Annotated in this window: 17 protein-coding genes; 10 read left to right on the forward strand and 7 right to left on the reverse strand. The window is 70.4% G+C overall.

Going from position 1 to position 22,120, the window contains the following annotated elements:
- Nucleotides 1-8: 8 nt before the first annotated feature.
- Nucleotides 9-395, reverse strand: coding sequence for a hypothetical protein (locus Q664_RS38425; RefSeq protein ID WP_043407731.1), 387 nt, complete (start codon nt 393-395; stop codon nt 9-11).
- Between the two features lie 90 nt (nt 396-485).
- Between Q664_RS38425 and Q664_RS38430 the strand changes: the two genes are divergently transcribed.
- Nucleotides 486-866, forward strand: coding sequence for a VOC family protein (locus Q664_RS38430; protein WP_043407930.1), 381 nt, complete (start codon nt 486-488; stop codon nt 864-866).
- A gap of 48 nt (nt 867-914) precedes the next feature.
- Nucleotides 915-1,919 (forward strand): hypothetical protein, encoded by a 1,005-nt coding sequence (locus Q664_RS38435; protein ID WP_043407733.1) that lies wholly within the window; start codon nt 915-917, stop codon nt 1,917-1,919.
- A 395-nt stretch (nt 1,920-2,314) separates the two neighbouring features.
- Here the strand turns inward: Q664_RS38435 and Q664_RS38440 are convergent, their stop codons facing one another.
- The 4 genes from Q664_RS38440 to Q664_RS38455 form a co-directional block, all read right to left on the reverse strand.
- A complete protein-coding gene (locus tag Q664_RS38440) occupies nt 2,315-4,558 on the reverse strand; it encodes a sensor histidine kinase (protein ID WP_235217048.1) in 2,244 nt (747 codons plus the stop codon).
- A gap of 133 nt (nt 4,559-4,691) precedes the next feature.
- Entirely contained in the window at nt 4,692-5,309 is a 618-nt protein-coding gene (locus tag Q664_RS38445; RefSeq protein ID WP_043407739.1) for a peptidylprolyl isomerase, read from the reverse strand.
- 169 nt (nt 5,310-5,478) lie between these two features.
- The gene (locus Q664_RS38450; protein ID WP_160174591.1) at nt 5,479-6,153 is read right to left on the reverse strand and encodes a carboxypeptidase-like regulatory domain-containing protein; all 675 of its coding nucleotides are present in this window, start codon (nt 6,151-6,153) and stop codon (nt 5,479-5,481) included.
- Entirely contained in the window at nt 6,141-8,087 is a 1,947-nt protein-coding gene (locus Q664_RS38455; RefSeq protein ID WP_043407743.1) for an MSCRAMM family protein, read from the reverse strand. The genes Q664_RS38450 and Q664_RS38455 overlap by 13 nt, the downstream gene beginning before the upstream one ends.
- Nucleotides 8,088-8,336: 249 nt before the next feature.
- Between Q664_RS38455 and Q664_RS38460 the strand changes: the two genes are divergently transcribed.
- The 3 genes from Q664_RS38460 to Q664_RS38470 all read left to right on the forward strand — a co-directional run bounded on the left by Q664_RS38460 (nt 8,337) and on the right by Q664_RS38470 (nt 11,722).
- Nucleotides 8,337-9,428, forward strand: coding sequence for a prenyltransferase/squalene oxidase repeat-containing protein (locus Q664_RS38460; protein ID WP_043407748.1), 1,092 nt, complete (start codon nt 8,337-8,339; stop codon nt 9,426-9,428).
- 431 nt (nt 9,429-9,859) lie between these two features.
- The gene (locus tag Q664_RS38465) at nt 9,860-10,996 is read left to right on the forward strand and encodes a hypothetical protein (protein ID WP_043407751.1); all 1,137 of its coding nucleotides are present in this window, start codon (nt 9,860-9,862) and stop codon (nt 10,994-10,996) included.
- Between the two features lie 105 nt (nt 10,997-11,101).
- Nucleotides 11,102-11,722, forward strand: coding sequence for a TIGR02265 family protein (locus Q664_RS38470; RefSeq protein WP_043407753.1), 621 nt, complete (start codon nt 11,102-11,104; stop codon nt 11,720-11,722).
- A 9-nt stretch (nt 11,723-11,731) separates the two neighbouring features.
- Here Q664_RS38470 and Q664_RS53210 read toward each other — a convergent pair whose 3' ends face one another.
- A complete protein-coding gene (locus tag Q664_RS53210) occupies nt 11,732-13,837 on the reverse strand; it encodes a PAS domain-containing sensor histidine kinase (RefSeq protein ID WP_052519188.1) in 2,106 nt (701 codons plus the stop codon).
- Nucleotides 13,838-13,943: 106 nt separating this feature from the next.
- On the opposite strand from Q664_RS53210, the gene Q664_RS38480 reads away from it, so the two are divergent.
- The 5 genes from Q664_RS38480 (at nt 13,944) to Q664_RS38500 (ending at nt 19,700) form a co-directional block, all read left to right on the forward strand.
- On the forward strand, nt 13,944-14,951 hold the full coding sequence (locus Q664_RS38480) for a serine/threonine-protein kinase (protein ID WP_052519189.1): 1,008 nt from the start codon (nt 13,944-13,946) through the stop codon (nt 14,949-14,951).
- 66 nt (nt 14,952-15,017) lie between these two features.
- Entirely contained in the window at nt 15,018-16,358 is a 1,341-nt protein-coding gene (locus Q664_RS38485) for a sigma 54-interacting transcriptional regulator (RefSeq protein ID WP_160174592.1), read from the forward strand.
- 1 nt (nt 16,359) lies between these two features.
- The gene (locus Q664_RS38490; protein ID WP_084610662.1) at nt 16,360-17,724 is read left to right on the forward strand and encodes a serine/threonine-protein kinase; all 1,365 of its coding nucleotides are present in this window, start codon (nt 16,360-16,362) and stop codon (nt 17,722-17,724) included.
- A gap of 7 nt (nt 17,725-17,731) precedes the next feature.
- Nucleotides 17,732-18,604 carry a PEGA domain-containing protein gene (locus Q664_RS38495; protein ID WP_043407757.1) on the forward strand — a complete coding sequence of 291 codons (873 nt, stop codon included), beginning with the start codon at nt 17,732-17,734 and terminating at the stop codon, nt 18,602-18,604.
- A 1-nt stretch (nt 18,605) separates the two neighbouring features.
- Complete coding sequence (locus Q664_RS38500) at nt 18,606-19,700, forward strand: hypothetical protein (RefSeq protein WP_043407759.1); 1,095 nt, start codon at nt 18,606-18,608, stop codon at nt 19,698-19,700.
- Between the two features lie 54 nt (nt 19,701-19,754).
- Here the strand turns inward: Q664_RS38500 and Q664_RS38505 are convergent, their stop codons facing one another.
- The gene (locus Q664_RS38505) at nt 19,755-21,968 is read right to left on the reverse strand and encodes a sensor histidine kinase (RefSeq protein ID WP_043407762.1); all 2,214 of its coding nucleotides are present in this window, start codon (nt 21,966-21,968) and stop codon (nt 19,755-19,757) included.
- Nucleotides 21,969-22,120 lie beyond the last annotated feature (152 nt).

Genomic DNA, 22,120 nt, shown 5'->3' on the forward strand with positions numbered 1-22,120 from the left:
CCACGACGTCACTCCCGCAGGAACCCGACGGCGGCCCTGGTGAACGCACGAACCTTCTCCTCGGAGCCCTGAGCGACGAGCACCAGGCTCAGGGTGAAGGGGTCTTTCATGTCGATACGCAGGCTGTGCTCGACACCGAGCCTGCTCGCGAACTGATCGAAGGCGAGACGCATGGGATCCGTCCTCGCGGCGACCACTTGAGGCGTGGGATCGTTCGGGATCGTGAAGGAAAGACTGGCGCGTAGCTCACCACTCGAACCTTCGACGGGCGACTCGGTGAGCGACGCATTCGAGAGGGATTCGAGCGACAACGGCTCCGTCGCGCTCTTCGAGAGCGCCTTCTCCAGGGTGTGATTCGCGAGGCCGCGGATACGGTTGGGATCGATTTGACCCATGATTTCGAACGTTCCTCCTGACGGGTTCCTGCCTCAGCTTGCCTCGAAATCCGCCACGTGAACATCCTCTGGCCCCTGGAGGACCCACCCATGAGCGTCCGTTTCAATCACACGATCGTCGCCGCGAAGGACAAGGCGCGTTCCGCGAATTTTCTCGCCGAGCTCCTCGGGCTCCCCGAGCCGAAACCCCTCGGGCACTTCCTGGTGGTCAAGCTGTCGGATGGGGCGACGATCGACTACATCGAAACCAAGGACGACTTCGTCGGTCAGCACTACGCCTTCCTCGTTTCGGAGGACGTGTTCGACTCCCTGATCGACAAGATCCGCTCCCGCGGAATCGAACACTGGGCCGACCCGCGCGGCCATCGCCGCAATGAGATCAACACCAACGACGGGGGCCGCGGGGTCTACTTCCAGGATCCCTCGGGCCACTACATGGAGGCCCTCACCGTCCCGTACGGCGGTTGGTGACGGTTCCTCGCGTGTCAGGTTCCCAGGCCTCCCCTCGTCCCGGGCCCCATGAAAGCTGAACATCTCGTCATTTCCACGGCTCCCTCTACTCCCGAGTCCCTCTGCTGGAGCGGTGACGCGCTCATGGATTGGGTCTCCGGCGGCATCCGCTACGGGTTGGACGGAAGCGTCGCCGATCCGTCCATCCGGTACGGCTACCGCTTCGACGCCGCGGTGTCGTCCCAGGACGGCCGGTACGCCGCCGTCCACGAGAAGCTCGGGACCAAGGCCATCCTGTTGCGCGACGGGAAGCAGGTGCGTGAGCTCAACCGCAGCTACTACCACGCGGATGCCTACGAATATCCCATCGCCCTCCATACCCTGCCGAACGGCCGCACGCTCCTGGCCCACTGTCCCGACGAGTATTGCCGTCTGGAGATAGAGGACGCCGAGACCGGAGAGCGGCTCACCCGGCGGGGCGGCGACTCCCCCGACATCTTCCACTCCCGGCTCCAGTTCAGCCGTGATGGGCGCTACCTGCTCAGCGCGGGATGGATCTGGCATCCCGTGGATACGGCCTGTGCATTCGACGTGAACCGGGCGCTCGAGCAGCCCGAGTCGTTGGACCGGCCTCAGGACCTCGAGCTGGGCGAGTCGTTCCTCGAAATCCACACGGCGGCGCTCGGAGCGCGGGACACGCTCGTCATCTGGTGTTCCGGCGTGGACTGGGATGCGGTGCTGCCCTCGCAGGAGGATCGGCCGGAGGACGCCGGAGGCCTCGGGGTGTACTCACTCACCGATCGGCGCTTCCTGTCCATGGTGCCCCTGACGGAGCCCGTGGGGGCCCTCATGGTGATGGAGAACCACGCGGTGGGATTCTTCGAGCACCCCAAGCTCATCGAGCTCTCCACCGGCCGTGTCGTGGAGCGCTGGCCCGGGCTCGCCACGGGGACGCAGGGCAGCAGCATCATCCGCCACCTCCCGCCACAGCCGCCGCTCGCACTGGACCCCGCCGGGTGCCGCTTCGCCGTGGGGACGGACAAGGGCATCGAGGTGGTCCGCTTCCGCCCGTAGCGAAGTGGAAAAAGAACCGGGGAGGAGCCGCCCCCACGGCAGCCCCTCCCCAAAGACTTCCCAACCCCCGTACTGCCCGTCCTGTCTCAGCCCACCCAACCCCAACCCGCCCAACCCCGACCGTCCCGCCCGTCCTACCCCACCGTCCCGCCCAACCCCACCGTCCCGCCCGTCCTACCCCAACCACCCCACCGACCCGCCCAACCCCGACCGACCCGCCCGTCCTACCCCGACCACCCCACCGACCCCGACCACCCCAACCGCCCTGCCCCGCTGACTTCTCGTGCAGGAGCTAGAGCATCCCGCGTGCCAGCAGGACCTCCGGAGCAGGTGCGTGTCATTTCAAGGGCTTATCTCGTGGCCGTGGGCACCACCGGCCCCGAAGCCGGTAAGACTTACGCGGCCTCCACCGCCAGGACGTACGGCAGCTCCAGGGTGAAGGTCGCTCCCTTGCCCGGTCCATCGCTGTGCACGGTCAGCGAGCCTCCCATCTCCTGGGCCGCCAGCGCGCTGGAGTGCAGACCGAAGCCATGCCCCTCATCCCGCGTGGTGAAGCCGTATTGGAAGATCCGGTTGAGCATCTCCGGCGCGATGCCCATGCCGTTGTCGTGGATGGCGATGCGGACCTGCTCGTTGGCGGTGCGCTCCAACGTGACCGTCACGATCCGCTCCCCCGCGGGCACCGCGTCCATGGCGTACTTGGCGTTGCTGACCAGGTTGACCAGGATCATCAACGCCTTGTGCTTGTCGGCCAGCACCGGTGGGAGCTCTGCCAGGTGCCGCTGCACCTTCACCTGATGGCGCAGGAGCCCGGCCTCGTTGATGCGCAGCGCGTCCTCCACCAACCCCGCCAGTTGGACCGGCTCCTGGATCCGCGGGGTGCGGGCGTAGTTCTGCTGCACCTTGACGATGTCGCCCACGTGCTCGGTGTACCGGCCCACGTCGTCGAGCAGCGTGGTGATCCGCTGGCGCTCCTCGAGCAGGTTCGCCCCCAGCCGGCTCAGGAAGGGCAGCACGTTCTTCCCGCGCTCGTCCTGGGTGAGGAAGGTCGAGAGCTCCGTCCGGCGCTCCTCGAGCAGCTCCGCCACCCGGCCCACCTGCTCCAGCCGCATGCCGCCCATCCGCTCCCTGGCCAGCTGGGCCGAGGTGTAGACGCTGTTGAGCACGTTGCCCACGTTGTGCAGCACGTTGGTGGCGATCTCCGCCATGCCCGCGCGCCGGGCCGTCTGCACCAGCTCCAGGTGGACTTCCTTGAGCTCGCGGGTGCGCTCCTCCACCCGGAGCTCCAGCCCTTCGTTGGCCTCGCGCAGGGCTTCCTCGCGCCGCTGGACCTCGCCGGCCATCAATTGGAAGGCCCGCGCCAACTGCCCCAGCTCGTCACCACGTGAGGTGTCCAGCCCCACCTGGAAGTCACCGGCCGCCACCTTGTCGGTGGCCTCGGTGAAGGCCACCAACGGGCGGGTGATCTGCCGCTGGAGCACCCAATACATGATGGCCAGCTCCAACAGCAGGGACACCACGCCGAGCAGCAGCACGATCCGCGCGGCCTGGAAGGCGGGCCGGGACACCACGTGCCCGGGCAACACCGTGGCGAAGTTCCAGCCAGGTCCCCGCAACCGCGTCACGGCGACGTACTCGCCGGTCTCCGGCAGCTCCAGCACGGTCTGGCCGGGCTCGCGGGCCCTCGCCCACTCGAAGAGGTCGCGCAGCCGGGCCTCCTCCTCCTGGGAGCCCAGATGACTGGCCTCGGCGCCGGGCTGTCCGGCGGTGCTCAGGATGTTGTAGGCCGTCCCGGAGCCATTCTGCTTCAGCGAGGGATGAGCGATGAGCTGGCCATCGTCGCGGAAGAGGATGTTGTAGGCACCGGGCAGGTGTTCGTTGCGGGTGCGGGCCATCAGCTCGTTGAGGAAGACGGAGTGGCCGATGGTCGCGATATGGCGGCCGTCGAGGTCCACCGGCGTGGAGACCGCGGCCAACCACGTCCGGGAGAGCACTTCCTGGAAAACACCGGTCCAGGCCGTCTGCCTCCGGGGGTTGTGCTCGGGCCGGCTGATGGTGAAGTACTCCGCGGCGGTGGCCGGGTAGCTGGCATCGAGGTCCCGGGTCCACCTGGGGAGATCCGGCGCGTAGCCCATGATCACCCCCTCCGGCAGGATCATGAAGGTCGTCACGAAGCGGACATGGAGGGCGGGCGAGTACCAGCGCAGCACGTCGTACGCGGCCAGCAGCCGGGTACGGAAGGCGGTATCGAGCACCACCTGTGGTGGAATGAAGACCTGCACCATCCGCGTGCCGTCGAAACCCTCGGGACGGTTGCGGACCGAGCCGTCTGGCATCCGTACGAACAGTTCGTCGAACCGGGCGCTCGGATCCTCGTGGGACAGGTCCCGGATGCGCTCCACCAGGGCCTTCGAGAGGAAGGCATGGTTGTCCTGCGCCAGCAGGAAGATGGACTCCTCGCGCTGGCCGCGCTCCGAGACATGCTGCTCCAACTGCACGAGGGCCTCGGCGCGCAGGGTGTGGAGCATGTGGAAGTAGCTGAAGAGCGTGCTCAGCAGGATGACGGCCGCGATACGCGCACCCATCTTGATGAGCGTCGAACGGGCCAGGGAAGCTCGAGGTGTCGAGAAGGGCGGCATGGGGACGGGCAACCGTAAGGCATGCCCCAGGTGGAGTGGAGTCCCCTGAAGGCCCATGGGTGCTCCAAATATTCCCTCCCCGCGCGAGGAGCACTCCTCGTATCCAAAGGAGCGATCCGCTCCTCGTCCCCTCCTAGGGCTTGCGCGCGGCGCGTTGGATCTTCACTGGAGGAGTGAGCTTCTGCCCTTCCGCCGGCGCCCGCTGGATGGCCCGGACCACGTCCATGCCCTTCACCACCCGGCCGAAAGCGGCGAAGCCCTGGCCATCCGGGTTGCGCTTGCCGCCGAAATCCAACTCGGGCTGGTCGCCGATGCAGACGAAGAAGTCCGACACCGCGGTGTCCGGCGTGTCGCGCGCCATGGAGAGCGTGCCGTCCTTGTGTTTCAGCCCCGTCACGCTCGTGCGCTCCAGCGCGATCGGCGGGCGCTGCTCGGACTCACGGGCGGGGTTGATGCCGCCCTGGATGACCTCGATCTTCACCTTGTTGTTCGGCTGGTTGTCGGGCTTCACCGTGCGGTGGAAGAGCCCGCCGTCGAAGAAGCCCCCGTCCACGTAGAAGAGGAAGTTGCGCACCGTCTGGGGCGCATGGGCCTCGTCGAGCTCCAGCTCGATCTCACCCTTCTCCGTCTGGAGCACCACGCGCACCAGTCTGGCCGGTTCCGGTTTCGCCGCCTTCTTCGGTGGCGCGGCGTGGACGGCGGGCGCGAGGGCGAGCAACACGGCGAGACAGGCGGAGGGCAACAGGTTCATGGGCGGCTCCAGGGCACCGTCAATGTTTCGCAACAATCCGTTCATCTTCCCAACACGTGCGGGAAGCACCTTGGGGGAAAAGGAGATATCGCATGTCCTGGAAGATGATGCCGCTGTGGAGGTGTCTGGCCCTTCCCGCCGCCGCGTTCGCCCAGTCCGCCCTCAGGCCCTAATCGTCGTAGTAGGTCCACACCGGCAGGAGCGTGAAGGAGACATCACCTTCGGCGGGGAGCTCCAGCTCCTCGCGATGGACCTCGGTGGAGTCCTCGCCCCGCCGCATGGCGAAGAGCGTGTAGTTGCCAGCCGGCAGCCGCGGGAAGCTCCGGACTCCCTCGCGCACCGTCTTCCCCATGAGGCCACTGCCGAGCTTCAAGAACAGACCGTCCCTGGGACCCATGAGCGGCATGTTTCCCGGAATCAGATGGACCTCGAGGTTCCGCTCCGGCACATGCACCTCCAGGAGCGTGCCCTCGCTCCGCTCGGTGAAGTCCAGCGTCACCTTGTCGCCCCGGGACAGCGTCACCTGCCGCATCGGGAACCGCGATACCACCCCGTCCTCGGATTGCCCCTCCACCTGGACCAGGTAGCGGCCCGCGGGGATGGCTCGCAGGGAGTACCGCCCCTCGCCGAAGCCCCGGGTGGTGACCTCCCCCTGCTCCGGGCGGAGCCGCACGAAGCCCGACCGCACCGGAGCACCGGCCGACTCGACCCGCCCCTCCAGCGTGGCTCCAGGCTCGAGCTCCACCGTCACTTCCCGCTGCGCCTCCGCGAGCACCACCTGTGTTGGCGGCCAGTCCGGATGGCTCACCCGGACCGTCTTCCTCCCGGCCTTCACACCTTCCACGGAGAAGCTCCCATCCGGCAGCGTGTACGTGGTGGACTCCGCCCCGGCGCTGAACGAGCGCTCCGGGCTGGCCACTTCGACCCGGGCTTGGTGGTGCTCCCGTCCAGGCCACTCGAGGCACTGGCATCGAGCGCATACCCACGCAGGCTGACCCGGAGGGTGCACGGGCCCTCTGGCAGGCCGGCCAGCGTGAACGCTCCCTCCGGCCCGGAGACCCCCTCGACGGAGCTCCTCCGGAGACGTCCCGAGGACGCGTCCGCCAGCGGCGCTCCGTGCCTGGCCATCCCCGACGCCACGAGGATGGCGCCCGCGAGGGGCTTCCCCCCGTCATCCACGATCTGGCCCGAGAGGTTCCATCCCTCCTCGGATTGGAGGCGGATCCTCCGCGTCTCCGTGCTCCGCAACTCCACTTGCACCGGTGCGTAGCGCAACCACTGCTCCCGGGCCCGTGGCATCACGACGTAGCTCCCGGACAAGAGACCCTGGAAGACGGCCAGGCCGTCCATACCGGTGGTGACCGTGCTCCCGCTCCCTGGGCGACTGTTCTGACTGGAGAGATGGACGGGGGCCTGGGGCACGGGCCGCCCCACCGCGTCCACCCATTCGACCTCGAGGGTGGAATCCCCGACCGCGGCCCGGGGGTGCACCTCCCGATCCTTCATGGTGAACGGAGGCAACTCCTGCGACTCCACGAACTCACGCGGCGGCACCTCCAGCACCTCATGGCGCGCCGAATTGAGCACCAACTTGTGCGTTCCCGGGACGAACCGATCGAACAGGAAGCCGCCCCGCGCGTCCGTGCGAACCTCGTCGCGCCACCGCAGGGCCTCCGACAAGGCGATCACCGCGGCGTCCGGGATGGGCTGGCCCGACGTGTCCACGACTCGCCCGCTCACCCGCAGGCGGTTCTCCAGGAGCAGCACGACGGACTCCCGCTCCCCCCGCGGCTCCAGGGATACCTCCTGCTGGGAGTAGCGCTCCGCGAGACTGGCCGTCAGCACATGCCGTCCCGGACACAACCCCTCCAGAAGGAACTGTCCCTTCACATCCGTGACCGCCGGCGCCACGCGCGAACCACCCTCGACCTCGACGGTGACGCCCGAAACCGCGCCCCGCGCGTCCACCACCTGTCCAGAGAGCCGCAGGGGCGTCGGCAACGTCACCCGCCCCAACATGGAGGACGACAGCCGGACGGGCACCAGGCCCTCTTTCGAGACGAGGACGTCGTAGCTTCCCCACGGGAGCGGACCGAGCAGGAACCGGCCCTCCGCGTTCGTGGAGGCCTCGACGAAGTGCCCCACGTCCCGCAGGAGGGTGGTGACGATCGCTCCCGCGATCGGCCTGCCCTGCTCGTCGTACACCTCGCCGGAGAACGTCCTTCCGGGGCCCAGCGGAACCTCGACGTCCACGCTGCCGGCGGCCACCTCCGTCCGCAGGCCGATGCCCTCCCCGCTCTCGGCCCAGAGCGTGACGGCGCCCCCTTTCAGTCCCTCGAGGCGGAACTGGCCCTGGGCATCGGTGGTCGTGCGAGCCAGCGGCACCTGCCATCCCCGGAACTCCGCCGCCAGGTCCAGGGGCAGCGCGTCCCTGCTCAGCGCGCACGGCGACATGAACCCATGATCCCGCCAGGACCTCCAGGGAGAAGGCAGGGTGGGCAACCCCCGGGGCACGGGCGCGAGGGCGACGACGACCGCCCCGGGCACCAGTCCCCAGGGACCCACCACCTGGCCCTGAATGGACAACGTGCCCCGCGGCTCAATCGGCGTGGCACTGGACCAGAGGCTCGGAGCGGCCTGGGTCCGCTCCACCTGGGGACTCCTCGATGGGGCCGCGGCCCGAGCGTTGGACTCCGGCGCCGTTCCGGGCCGCCAGACGAGCCACAGCAGCAGGACCAGCAGTCCCGCTCCCACTCCGATGACCCATCCGCGCCGCATGCACACCTCTCACGCGCGTCTCCGTGACGCGGGGCCAGTTTAAGGGTCACGGGGCGGCGGGGAACAGGGGCTCGGAGGACTCCCGGGAACTCCCACCTCCCGATGAATCCTGTCTCGGTTCGAGAGGAATCATCGCCCTCCAGCACAATCCCAAACAAGCAGGAGCAGCCCCGGAGGAAGGCCGATATCCATCATGGGTTGACCCATCGCATGTAAGGACTTGCACGTACGGCACACGGGGAGGGACCGATGCAGGCAATCCTGGAACACGAGGACACAGGGGAGTCCGCTGTCACCGAGGCGCTCGCGAGGGCCGTGCGCTTCCTGGAGAAGGCGCGGACGGTGGATGGACGCTGGTTGGATTTCCGCTTCCGCTTCGTGGTGGGAGACCGGGATGTCATCAGCTCGCAATGGGTGACGGCGTATGTCGGCGAGGCGCTGGCCCGGGCGGGGGCGGGCCCGGCCACGCTGGCGCCCGCGCGGGACTGGTTGATGAGTCATTCGCACCCCGGGGGTGGGTGGGGTTTCAGCCTGGCGACGCCGGCGGACGCGGACTCCACCGCCAATGTGGTGCGCTTCCTCTCGCATGGGCGGGGCGAGCCGGAATGGGACGCGGCGCTCGGGGAGGCCCGCGCGCGATTGCTTCATTATTGGGACGAGCCCGGGAGCGGCTTCCGCACCTACCGCCCCGCCGAGCGGCCCTCGCTGAACGGCTGGGCCAGCTACCCGGGCAGCAGTTGGTGTGACATCCACCTGTGTGTCACCGCGCTGGCGGCAGTGGCCCTGCACGCCGCGGGAGATCCCCGCCACCGCCCCGTCCTCGAGGCCTGCGCCCGCCTGTTGCGAGACACTCAGTCCCCCGAGGGATTCTGGGATGGCTATTGGTGGCACGGCCGCACGTACACCACCGCGCACGCGGCGCGGTTGCTGTTCCTCCTGGGAGAGAGCGGACCGGTGGCGCGCGCCGCCCAGTGGGTGCTGGGTGCGCGGCAACCCGGTGGAGGCTGGGGCAACGGCACGGGGAGCGAGGCCGCCGCCTTCCACACCGCGCTCTCCCTCTCGGTGCTGCTGCTCGATGGGGGTCATCCGCGACACGGTGCCGCGATCGACGCCGGCCTCCAGTGGTTGCTGCGGACCCAGCAGCCGGATGGGAGCTGGGCGAACGTGCCCATCATGCGGATGCCCCGCCCCGAGGAGCACGCGCCCTGGGAGGATCCCGAGGGGTGTCTCCTCCTACCGGTGCTGACGGACAGAAACCGGCTCTTCACCACCGCCACGGTGGTGTCGGCCCTGGCCGACCTTCTCTCCACCTCGCGCTCCGGCTGGCGTGGCAAACCCTGACATTCCACCTCACCCAGCTTCCCCGTTCGCGCGCCCATGGATCTTTCACACCCAATCAAAGACATCAATCCCTTGTGCACCGGTGGCTCCGATTGATTTGACTTTGGAAATGCCAATCTCTACATTCTCAATCGCTGCCGACGACGGGGATGACCCGCCGCCGGGAGCCCCCGGACGGATGATGAGTCTTGTCTGGGGTTCCACACCCAAGGGAGGGCAATGCCATGATGAACGAGAACATCGCCGAGCAGACTGCCAACCTCACCGAGCTCAACGACGAGGCGCTGGATGATCTCATCTCCGGCGGCGCGCAGGAGCTCAGCAAGACGCAGGCCTGGGAGTAGTCACACCAGGAAGGCATTCCCGCGGTAACCACGGACGGGTGCATCCGGAGCGCCCGTCCGTTGTCTTTTCTGAACCAGGGGGATTCCATGTCCACCACGTTGAATGAGTACCTGAGACTCGCCGAGCCCCACCTCTCCCCCCGGCTCATCTCTCCCACGGCGCTGGCCCGGCTCGAGCAACTCGCCCGCCTGATGCCACCCGTGTCCGCCTCCGGCTTCGAGTGCCGGCTGGGCCGGGAGGAGGCCCAGGCCGACCTCGGCGTCCGCTTCCTCGCCAGCGATGGCAGCCGCGCCCTGCTCGCGGGCCGCGTGGACGCGGGCCCCGCCCTGCCCTCCCCGCTCTTCTCCCACCCCGTCTGGGAGCGCCTGCGCCGCTTCGGCGCGCGCTGGGACACCCCGGGGAGCTTGTTGCAGGAGGAGCTCGGCGACGTCTTCCTGGAGTTCGACGTCGAGGAGACACCGCCTCCGGTGCCCATCCCTTCCTTCTTCATCGAGTATGACCGGCGGGCCTGGCGCCGCCTGGCGGCGATGGAGGAGTCCCTGGCACTGCTGTGGGGCGAGCCGCTCGCGCCCGCCGTCCGGGAGCGGGTGGTGGCGTGTCTGGCGGCCCTGCCCGCCGGGGGCTCCGTGTCCGCCGTGGGCGCCATGTTCTCCCGCCGCTTCGACGGCGTGCGGTTGTGTCTCCAGGGCCTGGGGCCCGACACCCTGCCCGACTACCTGGCCCTCATCGACTGGCCGGGAGACACCCGCGACGTGGAGGCGCTGCTCGCCCCGGTGGCCGGCCGGGTGGAGCGCATGGCGCTGAGCCTCGACGTGGGCCCGGCCGTGCTGCCCAGGCTGGGTGTGGAGTGCCACCTCTCGGACAGCCTGCACGAGGCCGACTCCGAGCGCTGGGCGTCGCTGTTGGACGTGCTCGTCAAGCAGGGCCTGTGCCTGCGCGCCAAGCGCGACGCGCTCGTGGCGTGGCTGGGGCATACGCACCTGCGCGCACACCCCGAGGCCCTCCCTGGCAACCTGCGGGCGCTCGCCGCCTCGCTCGGCCCCAAGGCCCTCCCCGTCTTCCTGCGGCGCATCAACCACCTCAAGCTCGTCCTCCAACCCGGCCAGCCTCCCGAGGCCAAGGCCTACCTCGTGCTCCTCCAGCGGTGGCTGGGCCATGACGGGCAGCGGCGGCGCTACGTGTTCGGCGATCTCCAGGAGGTCCGCGACGCCGTGCTCGGTTGAGCCCCAACCCACCGGGGCCCTGACTTCGTACCGGGGGCCGTGGCCAGGGCCATTCCAGATAAGCTACACTCTTCCGTCCAGACGAGAGATGGGGGAGCGCTTCGGATGAGTGATGGTCAGACCTCCACGAGCGTTGAATCCGGCCTCGGAACGGAGCTGGAGCTGAATCGGAGGCTGGCACTGGCCACCCCCGCGGACACCGTGCGGGGCATGTCCTTCCACACCACGCTGGACGTGTTGCGCGCGGACCTGGGTGAGGAGGCGTTGGAGCGCTGCCTCGAGCCACTCAAGGAGAAGGTCTACAAGAGCTTCTTCACCTACCCCGTCAGCGAGTACCTGCGGTTGCAGTACAGCGCGGCGTGGCTGCTGGGCGAGAAGCACGGCGGCTTCGACAACGCGGTCCGGCGCATCGGCGGGGGGATTGCTCCCGGGTTCCTGGGCTCGGTGGTGGGCAAGGCCTTCATGCTGCTGACCAAGGAAGGCCCGAGACAGTTGCTCAACAACATGCCGGTGGCGTACCGGGCGGCGTCGAGCTTCGGCGAGGCGGTGGTGCACTGGACGGGGCCGAGGAGCGGCGTGCTCACCACGAAGCGGGACTTCCTCCTCTACCTCAACCACGAGGGCGGGCTGCTGGGCCTGTTCCGCACGCTGGGCATCCAGAACGGGCGGGTGTCCGGACGGCAGATCGGACCGCTCGACAACGAGGTGACCTTCTCCTGGGACTGAGGGCGCACCTCAGGCGAGCGGCACCCGGGGAAGCCTCACCCGGAACACGGTGCCCGCCTCCCGCGAGGAGCTCACGTCGATGTGGCCGCCGTGCGCGGCGACGATCTCGTGCACGATGAACAGGCCGAGCCCCACGCCCTTGAGGGCGTTGCCTCCCCCGCTCGCGCGCGTGAAGGGCTCGAAGATGCGGGGCAGCAACTCCGGCGGGATGGGGATGCCCTGATTGGCCACCTCGAGCACCACCTGGGCGCCCTCGCCGTTGACGCGGACCTGGATGGGGGCCCCCTCCGCCCCATGGGTCAGGGCATTGGACAGCAGGTTGCCCAGCAGTTGGATCAACCGCTCCGGATCCCACTCCCCGCCCGTCTCCCCGCGAGCCTCGAGCAGCAGCTGGCGCTGGGGGTGGGCCGCCAGCAGCTCGTCCACGGCGGCGCGGCCCACCTCCTCCAGGCTCATCGGCTGGCGCTGGATGGGGAGCGTCCCGCCCTGGCGGATCCGCACGAAGTCGAGCAGATCCCGGATGAGGCGATCCATCCGCAGCACACTCGTGCGGATGCGTGACACCCACTTGCGCTGCGAGGCCGTGAGGGGCGCGAGGGAGCTCAGCAACAGGTGGCTGGCGGTGGAGATGGCCTGCAGGGGGTTGCGCAGATCATGGCTGACGATGCCGAGCAGCCGCTCGCGCACCTCCCCCTCGCGGCGCAGCGCCTCCCGGAGCTCGTGGTGCTGGGTGACGTCGGTGCTCACCACCACACCGGCCACCGGACGCCCCGCGGCATCGCGCACCAGGGTGGAGCTCACGTCGATCTGCCGGCGGGAAGCGTCCGGACGGATGATCGTCACCGGCTCGCGCACCACCGTCTCACCGTGGAGCAGCGAGCGCGCCAGGGGCCAGTCCTCGGGGGCATAGGGCCGCCCGTCCGGGTGATAGCCCTGGTAGGCGCCGTATTCCGAAATACCCGTCGACGGCACGAAGGCGTGGCCCCAGATGGTCTCGATCGCCGCGCTGCTCCGCACGAGCCGGCCCCCGGGCTCGGCGATGACGACGCCCACCGGCAACTGCTTCAGCACGGTCTCCAGCAGGGTGCTCTCGGCGGCGAGCCGATCCCTCAGCTGCTCGGCCTCGGCACGTGCCTGGCGCTCGGCCGCATAGAGGCGCGCGCGCTCGATGGCCACGGCGCACTGCTGCCCGAGCGCTTCCATGAACTGGAGCTCCTCGGGGGAGAACTCCCGCTCGTGCTCGAAGCTGAAGCCGAACGCGCCGATGACGCTCCCCTGCACGCGCAGCGGCAGCGCCACGAACGCACGCCCCAGGAGCGCCGGAGAGCCCGCCTGCTCCGGGTAGTCGCGCAGGAAGGCCTCCAGGTTCCCGTACAGCACGGACCGGCCGGTGCGGACGGCCTCGCGGTACATCAGCGGTGTGCCGAGCGGGAAGCGCCGCCAGCGCTCGTCCAGCACCCCCTCGGGGAAGCCATGGGCCGCGCTCAGCTCGAAGGAGGTGCCCTCCGCGTCCACCAGCACGAGCGAGGCCGAGAGGGCCTCGAGCGCCGAGGCCCCCTCTCGCACGGCCACCTGGGCCACCTCCTCGGGCAGCAGCGCCTGGGAGAGCGCCGACGACACGGCGTACAGCCGCTCCACGCGCAGGTGGGCACGTCGTTGCTGCTCGCTCCGGCGCAGCTCGGTGATGTCCTCCACCATGGCCACGAAGCCGGCCACCCGCCCATCCGGCAGCACGTGCGGCACGTAGTCCGCGCGCACCATGCGGGAGCCTCCGGAGCGGTAGCGCACCACGCGCTCGAAGTGCACCCGCCGCCCCGACAGCGCCGACTGGACGGCCTCCTGGATGCTCGCGTACGCGGCCTCGCCGAGGACCTCGGGCATGGCCTTGCCGACGATGAACTCGCGCTTCTCCCCGAACCACCGCTCGTACGCCTGGTTGCAGAAGCGGTAACGCCCGGCGCTGTCCACGTACGACAGCAGCACGGGCGCGGTGTCCACGGTGATGAGCAGCTTCTCGAGAAAACCCTGCCCGTCCGCGACCGAGCCCGGCTGCCGCAGGGAGAGCTCGAGCACCAACAGCTTGTCGACGAAGTCGCTGAGGGAGGGGGTGAGCACGGGAACAGGCATGTGGAGACAACGGCACTTTCTACCCTAGCTGAACAGCTCATACGCTCCAGAAGTGACCGGGGCGAGGGGGTGGAGAGCCCGCTATGTTGGCGCCATGACGCAGGGACGAGAGGCGGGCACGGTGGGCCGCTACCGGCTGATGTCCCGCCTGGCGCGAGGAGGAATGGCGGAGGTGTTCCTCGGCGTCCTGCCCGGGCCCGAGGGCTTCGAGAAGCCGGTGGTGGTCAAACGATTGTTGCCGGAGCTGGCGGGACAAGAGGCCTACCGGCAGATGTTCGCCCAGGAGGCGCGGCTGATGGCCGCCTTCGGCCACGCGCACGTCGTCTCGGTGCTGGACTTCGGGCAGGAGGCGGGCGCGCCCTACCTGGTGCTGGAGTACGTGGAGGGAGTGGATCTGGCCCGGGCGCTCGCCACGCGGGGACCGCTGGCCCCGGCGCTCGTGCGGCACCTGGGCCTGTGCCTGCTGCGCGCGCTGGAGCACGTGCATGGCCTGCGCGACACCCGAGGCGAGTGGCTGGGGCTGGTCCACCGGGACGTGAGCCCCGCCAACGTGCTGCTGGGGCATACCGGCGACGTGAAGCTGGGGGACTTCGGCATCGCCAAGGGGCTGCGCACGCCCTCGCGCACCGCGCCCGGCAGCACGCGCGGCACGCTGCGCTACATGTCTCCCGAGCATCTGCGTGGCGGCCCCCTGGACGCGCGGGCCGATCTCTTCTCGCTCGGGGTGCTGCTGTACGAGGCGGTGGTGGGCCGCAGCCCCTTCGCCGCGGCCACGGACGCGCAACTGCTGCTCGCCGTGCGGGACGCGCGCCTGGAGCCCGCGGAGCACCTGTTGCAACGGGCCGGCCCCGCCCTCGCGGGCGTCGTCCAACGCGCCCTGCGCCCCCACCCCACCGAGCGCTTCGCCTCCGCGGGAGACATGGCGCGTGCCCTGCTGGACGTGGACACCGGCGGGGGAGCGGAGCAGCCCTGGCACGTGGCCGCGCTGGTGGCGGAGACACTCGCCGCCGGGCGAGAACCGGGGACCTCGGTTTCCGAGAAACGGGCCGCGAGCCCGTTCTCCGCCGCCCTGCTCGAAGGCCGGGGAGACGAGGAGACGTGACGCCGGCGGGACCGCGCTTCCTCGCCGCGTGCCCTCTCCGGACGGAAGGTGCTAAGGACGATGGGCATGTCAGGGCGTACCGAGCTCATCCCCGCGCAGGAACCGGCCAGCGGGCTCTCCTTCCGGAGGGTGAACCTCGAGGTATCGGCCGGTCCGGACGCGGGCACCACGGTGAGCAGCTCCGCCGAGAAGCTCACCATCGGCTCGGCTCCGGGAAATGATCTGGCGCTCTCCGACGCCACCGTGTCTCGCTTCCACGCCGAGCTGGTGCGCGAGCGCGGTGGCTACCGGGTGAAGGATCTGGGCAGCACCAACGGCACGCGGGTGGACCACGTGCGCGTGCAGGACGCCTACGTGGCGGACGGCTCCACGCTGGCCTTCGGCGGCACCACGGTGCGCTTCTCCCTGGTGGCCACGCGGGACGTGCTGCCCCTGCACCCCGAGCCCCGCTTCGGCGGGCTGGTGGGCGAGAGCGCGGTGATGCGGGCCCTGTTCGCCCAACTGGCGCGCCTGGCCGCCACGGATGCCACCGTGCTCGTCGAGGGCGAGAGCGGCACGGGCAAGGAGCGGGTGGCCGAGGCGCTCCACCAGGCGAGCCCGCGGGCCTCGGGCCCCTTCGTGGTGGTGGACTGCGGCTCCATCCCCGCCGAGCTGGTGGAGAGCGAGCTCTTCGGCCACGAGAAGGGCGCCTTCACCGGTGCCACCCACGAGCGCCGGGGCGCCTTCGAGGCCTCCAACGGGGGCACCCTCTTCCTGGACGAGCTGGGCGAGCTGCCCCTGGCCGTGCAGCCCAAGCTGCTGCGCGCGCTGGAGCGCCGGCAGGTGAAGCGCGTGGGCGCGGATGGGTACCGGAGCGTGGACGTGCGCTTCGTGGCCGCCACGCACCGGGATTTGCGCGAGGCCGTCAACCGCGGGCAGTTCCGCGAGGACCTGTACTTCCGTCTCGCCGTGGGCATGGTGCGCGTGCCGCCGCTGCGCGCGCACCTGGAGGATCTGCCGCACCTGCTGGAGCACCTGTGGGCGGAGACGTTCCGCTCGCTCGGCCTGCCGCCGCGGCCCTTCACCGCGCCCGGCCCCGAGACGCTGCACCAGCTCTCCACCCTGCCCTGGCGCGGCAACGTGCGCGAGCTGCGTAACTTCGTCGAGCGCAGCGTGGCCCTCTCCGGCGCGCTGGATGCCTCGTTCCTCCAGGCGGCCAGTGCCCCGGCCGCGGCGGCCGGGACTCCCACCGTGCGCGTGGACCTGCCCTACAAGGAGGCGAAGGAGGCGTGGCTCACCCACTTCGAGGAGACGTACCTGCGCCAGCGCCTGGCGGCCTCGGGCGGCAACGTGAGCCAGATGGCGCGCGAGGCCGAGGTGGACCGCGCCCACGTCATCAAGCTGCTCCGCAAGCACGCGGTGCGCTGATATGAAACCGGGTGCCATGCCGCGCTGCCCGACGTGCCAGAGCGAGTACGCGGAGGACGTCTCGTACTGCCCCCGTGACGGCGCGGCGCTGCTGCCCGCCGTGCTGGAGGGCCGCTACCGGTTGCTGTCCCAGCTCGGCGCGGGAGGCATGGGCGTGGTGTACCTCGCCGAGCACCTGGGCCTGCGCAAGAGCGTGGCGGTGAAGCTGCTGCGCGGCGAGCTGTCGAGGGATCCCACCTTCACCCGCCGCTTCGAGCAGGAGGCCATCGCCGCCAGCCAGATCGGCCACGAGCACATCGTCAACGTGACGGACCTGGGCCGCACCCCCACCGGCGAGCTCTTCTACGTCATGGAGTTGCTGGAGGGAGAGAGCCTCGGCGCGCTGCTGCTGCGCGAGCGCTCCCTCCCGCTGTGGCGCGCGGTGCCGATCCTGACGCAGGTGTGCCGGGCGCTCGAGGCGGCGCACGCGCGAGGCATCGTCCACCGGGACGTGAAGCCACAGAACGTGATGCTGCCGCGGCGGCAGGAGCAGGCGGACTTCGTCAAGGTGGTGGACTTCGGCATCTCCAAGGTGATGCAGGGGCAGCCGGCCAGCGGGCTCACCGAGGCGGGCGCCATCCTCGGCACCGCCAACTACATGGCCCCGGAGCAGGCGGCGGGTGGGCCGGTGGATGCCCGGGCGGATGTGTACTCGGTGGGAGTGCTCACCTACGAGGTCTGCACCGGTACGCTGCCCTTCCGCGGGGACAACACCTTCGCCACCCTGTTGCAGCACCTGGAGGCCACCGCCGAGCCCCCCAGCCGGCGCCGCCCGGACCTCGGCCTGCCGCCGGAGCTGGACGTGCTGGTGCTGAGCGCGCTCGCCAAGGACCCGGCCGCGCGCCCCACCCTGGAGGCGTTCCGCGCCGGCCTGGAGGCGCTCGTCCCGGGCCGCGTGCCCCTCCAGCTCACGCCGGCCATGGCCACCAGCCGCGTGCCCGCGCTCCCGCCCGCCGTGGCCGAGCCCATCGAGCCCATCGTCGTGTCCACCCAGAACCTGGAGGCGGTCCACCGTGCCAGGCGCGGAGGGCTCCTCGTGGGAGGCGTGGGCACACTGCTGCTCCTCGGCGGCATGGGACTCTGGGCGGCCACCTCACGCACTCCGGCCGTGGAGCCCCCCGCCGTCTCCTCACCGGTGGAGGCCCCCGCTCCCGTAGCCGAAATCCCGAAGGAGTCCGCTCCCACGCCGGCTCCGGCCGAACGCCCGCCCGAGGGCGAGCAACCCGAAGCCCCGCCGAAGAAGCAGCCGCCGCGCGTGAAGCCCGACAAGCCCCGGCCCGGTAAGGCCCAGGACAAGGTCCAGGACCTCAAGCCCAACCCCTTCTGAATCGACGATGACCACCCGCCACCGCCGCATGTCCTTCCCGGCGCTCCTCGTCGCGCTGCTGCTCGCCCTGGGAGGTACGGGGGCGAGCGCCGCCGAGCCCGGAGCCGCCCGCGCCGCCGCTCGCAAGCACTTCGAGCGCGGTACCACCCTCTACCAGGAGGGCCGCTACGCCGAGGCCGCCGCCGCCTTCGAGGCCGCCTACCAGACGCTCGCCAACGGCGTGGTGCTCTACAACCTGGGCCAGTGCTACGAGAAGCTCGGCGATCTCCAGCGGGCCATCGGCTACTACCGCGACTACCTGCGCATGGTGCCTGGCGCGGAGGACCGGCCGCTCGTCGAGTCCCTCATCGCCCGGCTGGAGAAACGCCACGAGGAGGAGCGCCGTCCCCAGGTGACCGTCTCCAGCGAGCCGTCGGGTGCACGGGTGCAGGTGGACGGCGAGGCGCGCGGGGTGACGCCCTGGAGCGACAAGCTGGTGGTGGGCCCGCACCGGCTCGAGGTGACCCACGAGGGCTACCAGCCGCTGCGGCGCGACGTGGAGCTGCGGCCCGGCGAGCCCCTCGAGCTGCAACTGATGCTCACGCCCCTCCCGAAGAGCGGCGTGGCGGGCAAGCTCCAGCCGGGCCAACCACGGCGGCGCGTCTGGACGTGGGTGGCGGCGAGCGCGGCGGGCGCGGCGGCGGTGGGGGCGGTGACGCTCGGTCTGCTGGCGCGCTCGGACTCGAGGGAGCTGCTGGCCCGGCCGCACGAGCGCGCCGAGGCGCAACAGCTGCACGACTCGGCCCTGGGCCGGGCGAGGGCCTCCAACATCCTCACCGGTACCGCGGGCGTGGCCCTGCTGGCGGGCACGGCCCTGTTCTACTTCGAGGGGAGCTTCTGACGTGCGCGCGTGGCTGACGGTGGTGATGATGGCCCTGGCGGGCTGTAGCGTGCAGGTGACGGGCGCGCCGTGCCAGGACGACCTGCAGTGCCCGAGTGCCCAGCGCTGCACTCCCGAGGGGCAGTGCGTGGCGGGCGCCCGCTCCGGGGAGCACCTGCTCGAGTCCTGCCGCACGGCGATGGAGACGCTCGCCCGGCGCGCGGACCAGTGTTACGGCGGGAAGACCCCGGAGAGCTACCCGCGGCTGGCGGACGCGGAGTCGGTGTGCGCCTCGGTGGTGGCGAGCGTCGAGGGGGGCCGGCAGGCCTTCGTCCCGGAGCGGTTCGGCGCCTGCGTGCGCCAACTGCGCGACCTGCCCTGTGGCGCGATGACGCTCGATGACTTCAGCCAGGGCAACCTGCTGGCGCGCTGCGAGGCCCTGGAATCCCAGGTGGCGGAAGGCAACCCGTGTGGCAGCAACCTGGACTGCCAGGGCGGCTGGTGCGACACGAGCGCCGGCTGCGCCTCGGGGGTGTGCAAGCGCTACGTGCCCGCGGGGAGCGGGTGTGACGGCGGCGTCCCGTGCCAGCCCGGCTCCACCTGCTCGCTCAACGTGTGCCGCGCGCACGCGAACCTGGGCGAGTCCTGCGCCTGGGGCATCCGCTGCGCGCCGGAGGCCAACGCCGCGTGCGTGGACAACCGGTGCGTCGCGCGCAAGGCGTCCGGTACGTGCAAGAGCGCCGACGAGTGCGAGCCCGGCATGGCCTGCGTGAAGCTCAACGTGGACGCGGGCCCGGACGCCCCGCGCGAGTGCCGCCCGGCCCGGGGGCTGGACGAGTCCTGCACGCCCGGAGCCTCCGAGTGTGGCGGCCTGCTCTACTGCGAGGCCGCCACGGCGCGCTGCCGTCCCTGGAGGGAGCTCGGACAGACCTGTTATGACCCGGATGGCACGAAGGAGCTGGCCATGTGCATGGGGAGCCGGTGCGCCTTCGGTGCCTTCCTCCAGCTCGTCTGCCAGCAGTACGTCACCCCGGGAGGGAGCTGCCTGGCGGACGGAGACTGCGGCCCCACGGGTGCCTGCCGCAACAAGGTCTGCGTCACCACGTGGTGCCGGTGAGCTGTAGACTCGAGCCTACAGGGGACGCCGGGCCCGTAGGCCGCGGCCAACACCCTACCCGGCGGCCAGCCGCACCTGCTGACGGGGCTGGGAGACCTCGGCCGCCGCGGGCAGGGTGACGGTGATGAGAGTGCCCCGGCCCTCGCGGCTCTCCGCGCGCAGCGTGCCGCCCAGGCTGGTGACGATGGCGTGGCTCACCGACAGCCCCAGCCCCGAGCTGCCGGGCACCGTGGCGACGAAGGGCTCGAAGATGCGGGAGAGCGCATCGGGCGCCAGTCCCTTGCCCGTGTCCTGGACCTCCACCACCGCCTCGCCATCCTCGCTGGTGTAGGCGGCCACCCGCAGCACGTTGCGCGCGGCGTCCGCGGGGTTCATCGACTGCACCGCGTTGAGCAGCAGGTTGAGGAAGAGCTGGGTGAGCCGGGCCTCGTCCGCGTCCACCGCGGGCAACTCGAAGAAGTCCCGCTCCAGCCGGGCCCGCTGGCTCACCTGGCCGCGGATGAGCTTCAACGCGTTCTCCAGCACCGGCTGCAGCTCCACCCGCGCCTGGTGCTCCGGCGGCTTGCGAGAGAGCGTCCGGAGATCCTGGACAATATGCTTGAGCCGCAGCGCCCCCTCGGACGTCTCGGACAGGGCCTCCATCACCTCGTCCAGCTCCTCGGATACCGCCGCGCCCTGGCCGCGCAGCGACTCGCCCATGCGCTCCAGCTCCTCGCGCGCGTAGGAGAGGTTGGCCAGCATGAAGGCCAGCGGGTTGTTCATCTCGTGCCCCACCGCCGCCGCCAACGAGCCCAGCGCCGAGAGCCGATCCGCCTGGAGGAGCCGCGTCTCCATCTGCTTGCGCAGCGTCACGTCCCGGGCGAACACCCGCAGGCCCGCGGGATCCGACAACTGCTCCACCGTCAGCTCCCAGTAGTGGCCCGCCAGCTGAACCAGGGGAGCGGGCTCGCCCGCGGGCGCACCCCGCCAGGACCACTGCAGCGCCGCCTGCACCAGCGGGTGCCGCCCTCCCTGCACCACCATCTCCGGGAAGGCCCTGTGCGCGGCCGGGTTGGCGTAGCGCAGCTCGCCCTCCATGCTCAGCTCCAGCAACGGCTCCGGGTGCAGCAGCGGGAAGGAGGCCAGCCGGTACATGGGCTCCTCCAGCGCGCGCATCCCCGACACGTCGCGCACCATCAACCCCAGGCGCTGCCGCGTCTCGCCAGGCACCGGCGCGCACGGGGTGACCTCCGCCGCGTACCAGCGCGTCTCGCCCTCCACCTCCAACCGGTACTCCTGCCGTCCGTCCGCCCCGCCATGGCGCACCGCGCACATCAGCGACAGCAACGGCTCGGCCGCCTCAGCCCCCAACACCTCCGTCAGCGTGCGCCCCTCGGCGCCGCTCACGTCCCGGCCAAAGGCCCTGCCCGTGGGTGACCACAACCGGTGGCACCGATCCTCTCCGTCCAGCTCCGCCACCACGTACTCGGCGCTCCGGGACTTGCGCGGCACCGGGGCCTGCTCCCGCCCCTCCGACGGCAGGACGAAACCCTCCACCCGGAACGGCCCCATCAGCATCTCCAGGCCGGAGCCATCCGTGTTCATCCGCGTGAGGACGGACACCAGCGAGGCGACGTCCGGCTCGGACAGGCGCCGGGTGAGGACGATGCCATCGGCCAGCGTGGGCGCGGTGAAGGCGAACGTCATCAGCCGGGGCTCATCCTCCGCCCCCACGTAGGTGGCCAGGGTGGCGCGCATGGCATGCTCGTCCGCGTGGTTGGAGTAGATGGCCGTCACGTCCGCCTCTCCGGTCAGCACCGCGTGGATCGCCTTGCGGTAGGTGCCCCAGAAGCGCTGCTGGGAGAAGAGCTCGTTCGTGCGCAGCCCCCGCGACTCCAGGTAGCGCACCGGCAGCAGGTGCCCCCCGGTGGAGCGCGGCGCCACCCAGGCCACGCGCTTGCCCTGGAGCGTCTCCAGGGTGAGCGGCTCGTCCGCGCGGCACACCAGCGCCGAGTGGTAGTGGTAGCTCCCCGAGCGCACCGCGCGCAGCACCGCCCTCGCCCTCGGCGCGATGGCATCACACTGCTCGGCCGTGGCCCACGCCATGTCCACGTGGCCCGCCACCAGCTCCGCCTCCAGCGCCTCGTACGTGGGCGCTATCTCCACCATCACCGTCCGGCCCAGCCGCTCCGACAACGCCCGCCCGAACAGCTCCACGCGGACGTGCTCCCTCACGTCACCCAGAGCCGGGTAGATCATGAAGCGGATGGGGGTGGTCGGCGTGGTCACGTGCGCTGCCTCCTTGGATGCCCCCCGGGCCCGGGAGCGGCCCCTATCAACTCCGGCATCCATGGTGCACGATATTTTTAGCTCATTCCACAGAATTCCTGATTCACGGGAATGGAGAGCTTGTCCGACACGGCGTGCTTCACCCGAAGTCC

The organism is Archangium violaceum Cb vi76, assembly GCF_000733295.1.
Lineage (GTDB): Bacteria > Myxococcota > Myxococcia > Myxococcales > Myxococcaceae > Archangium > Archangium violaceum.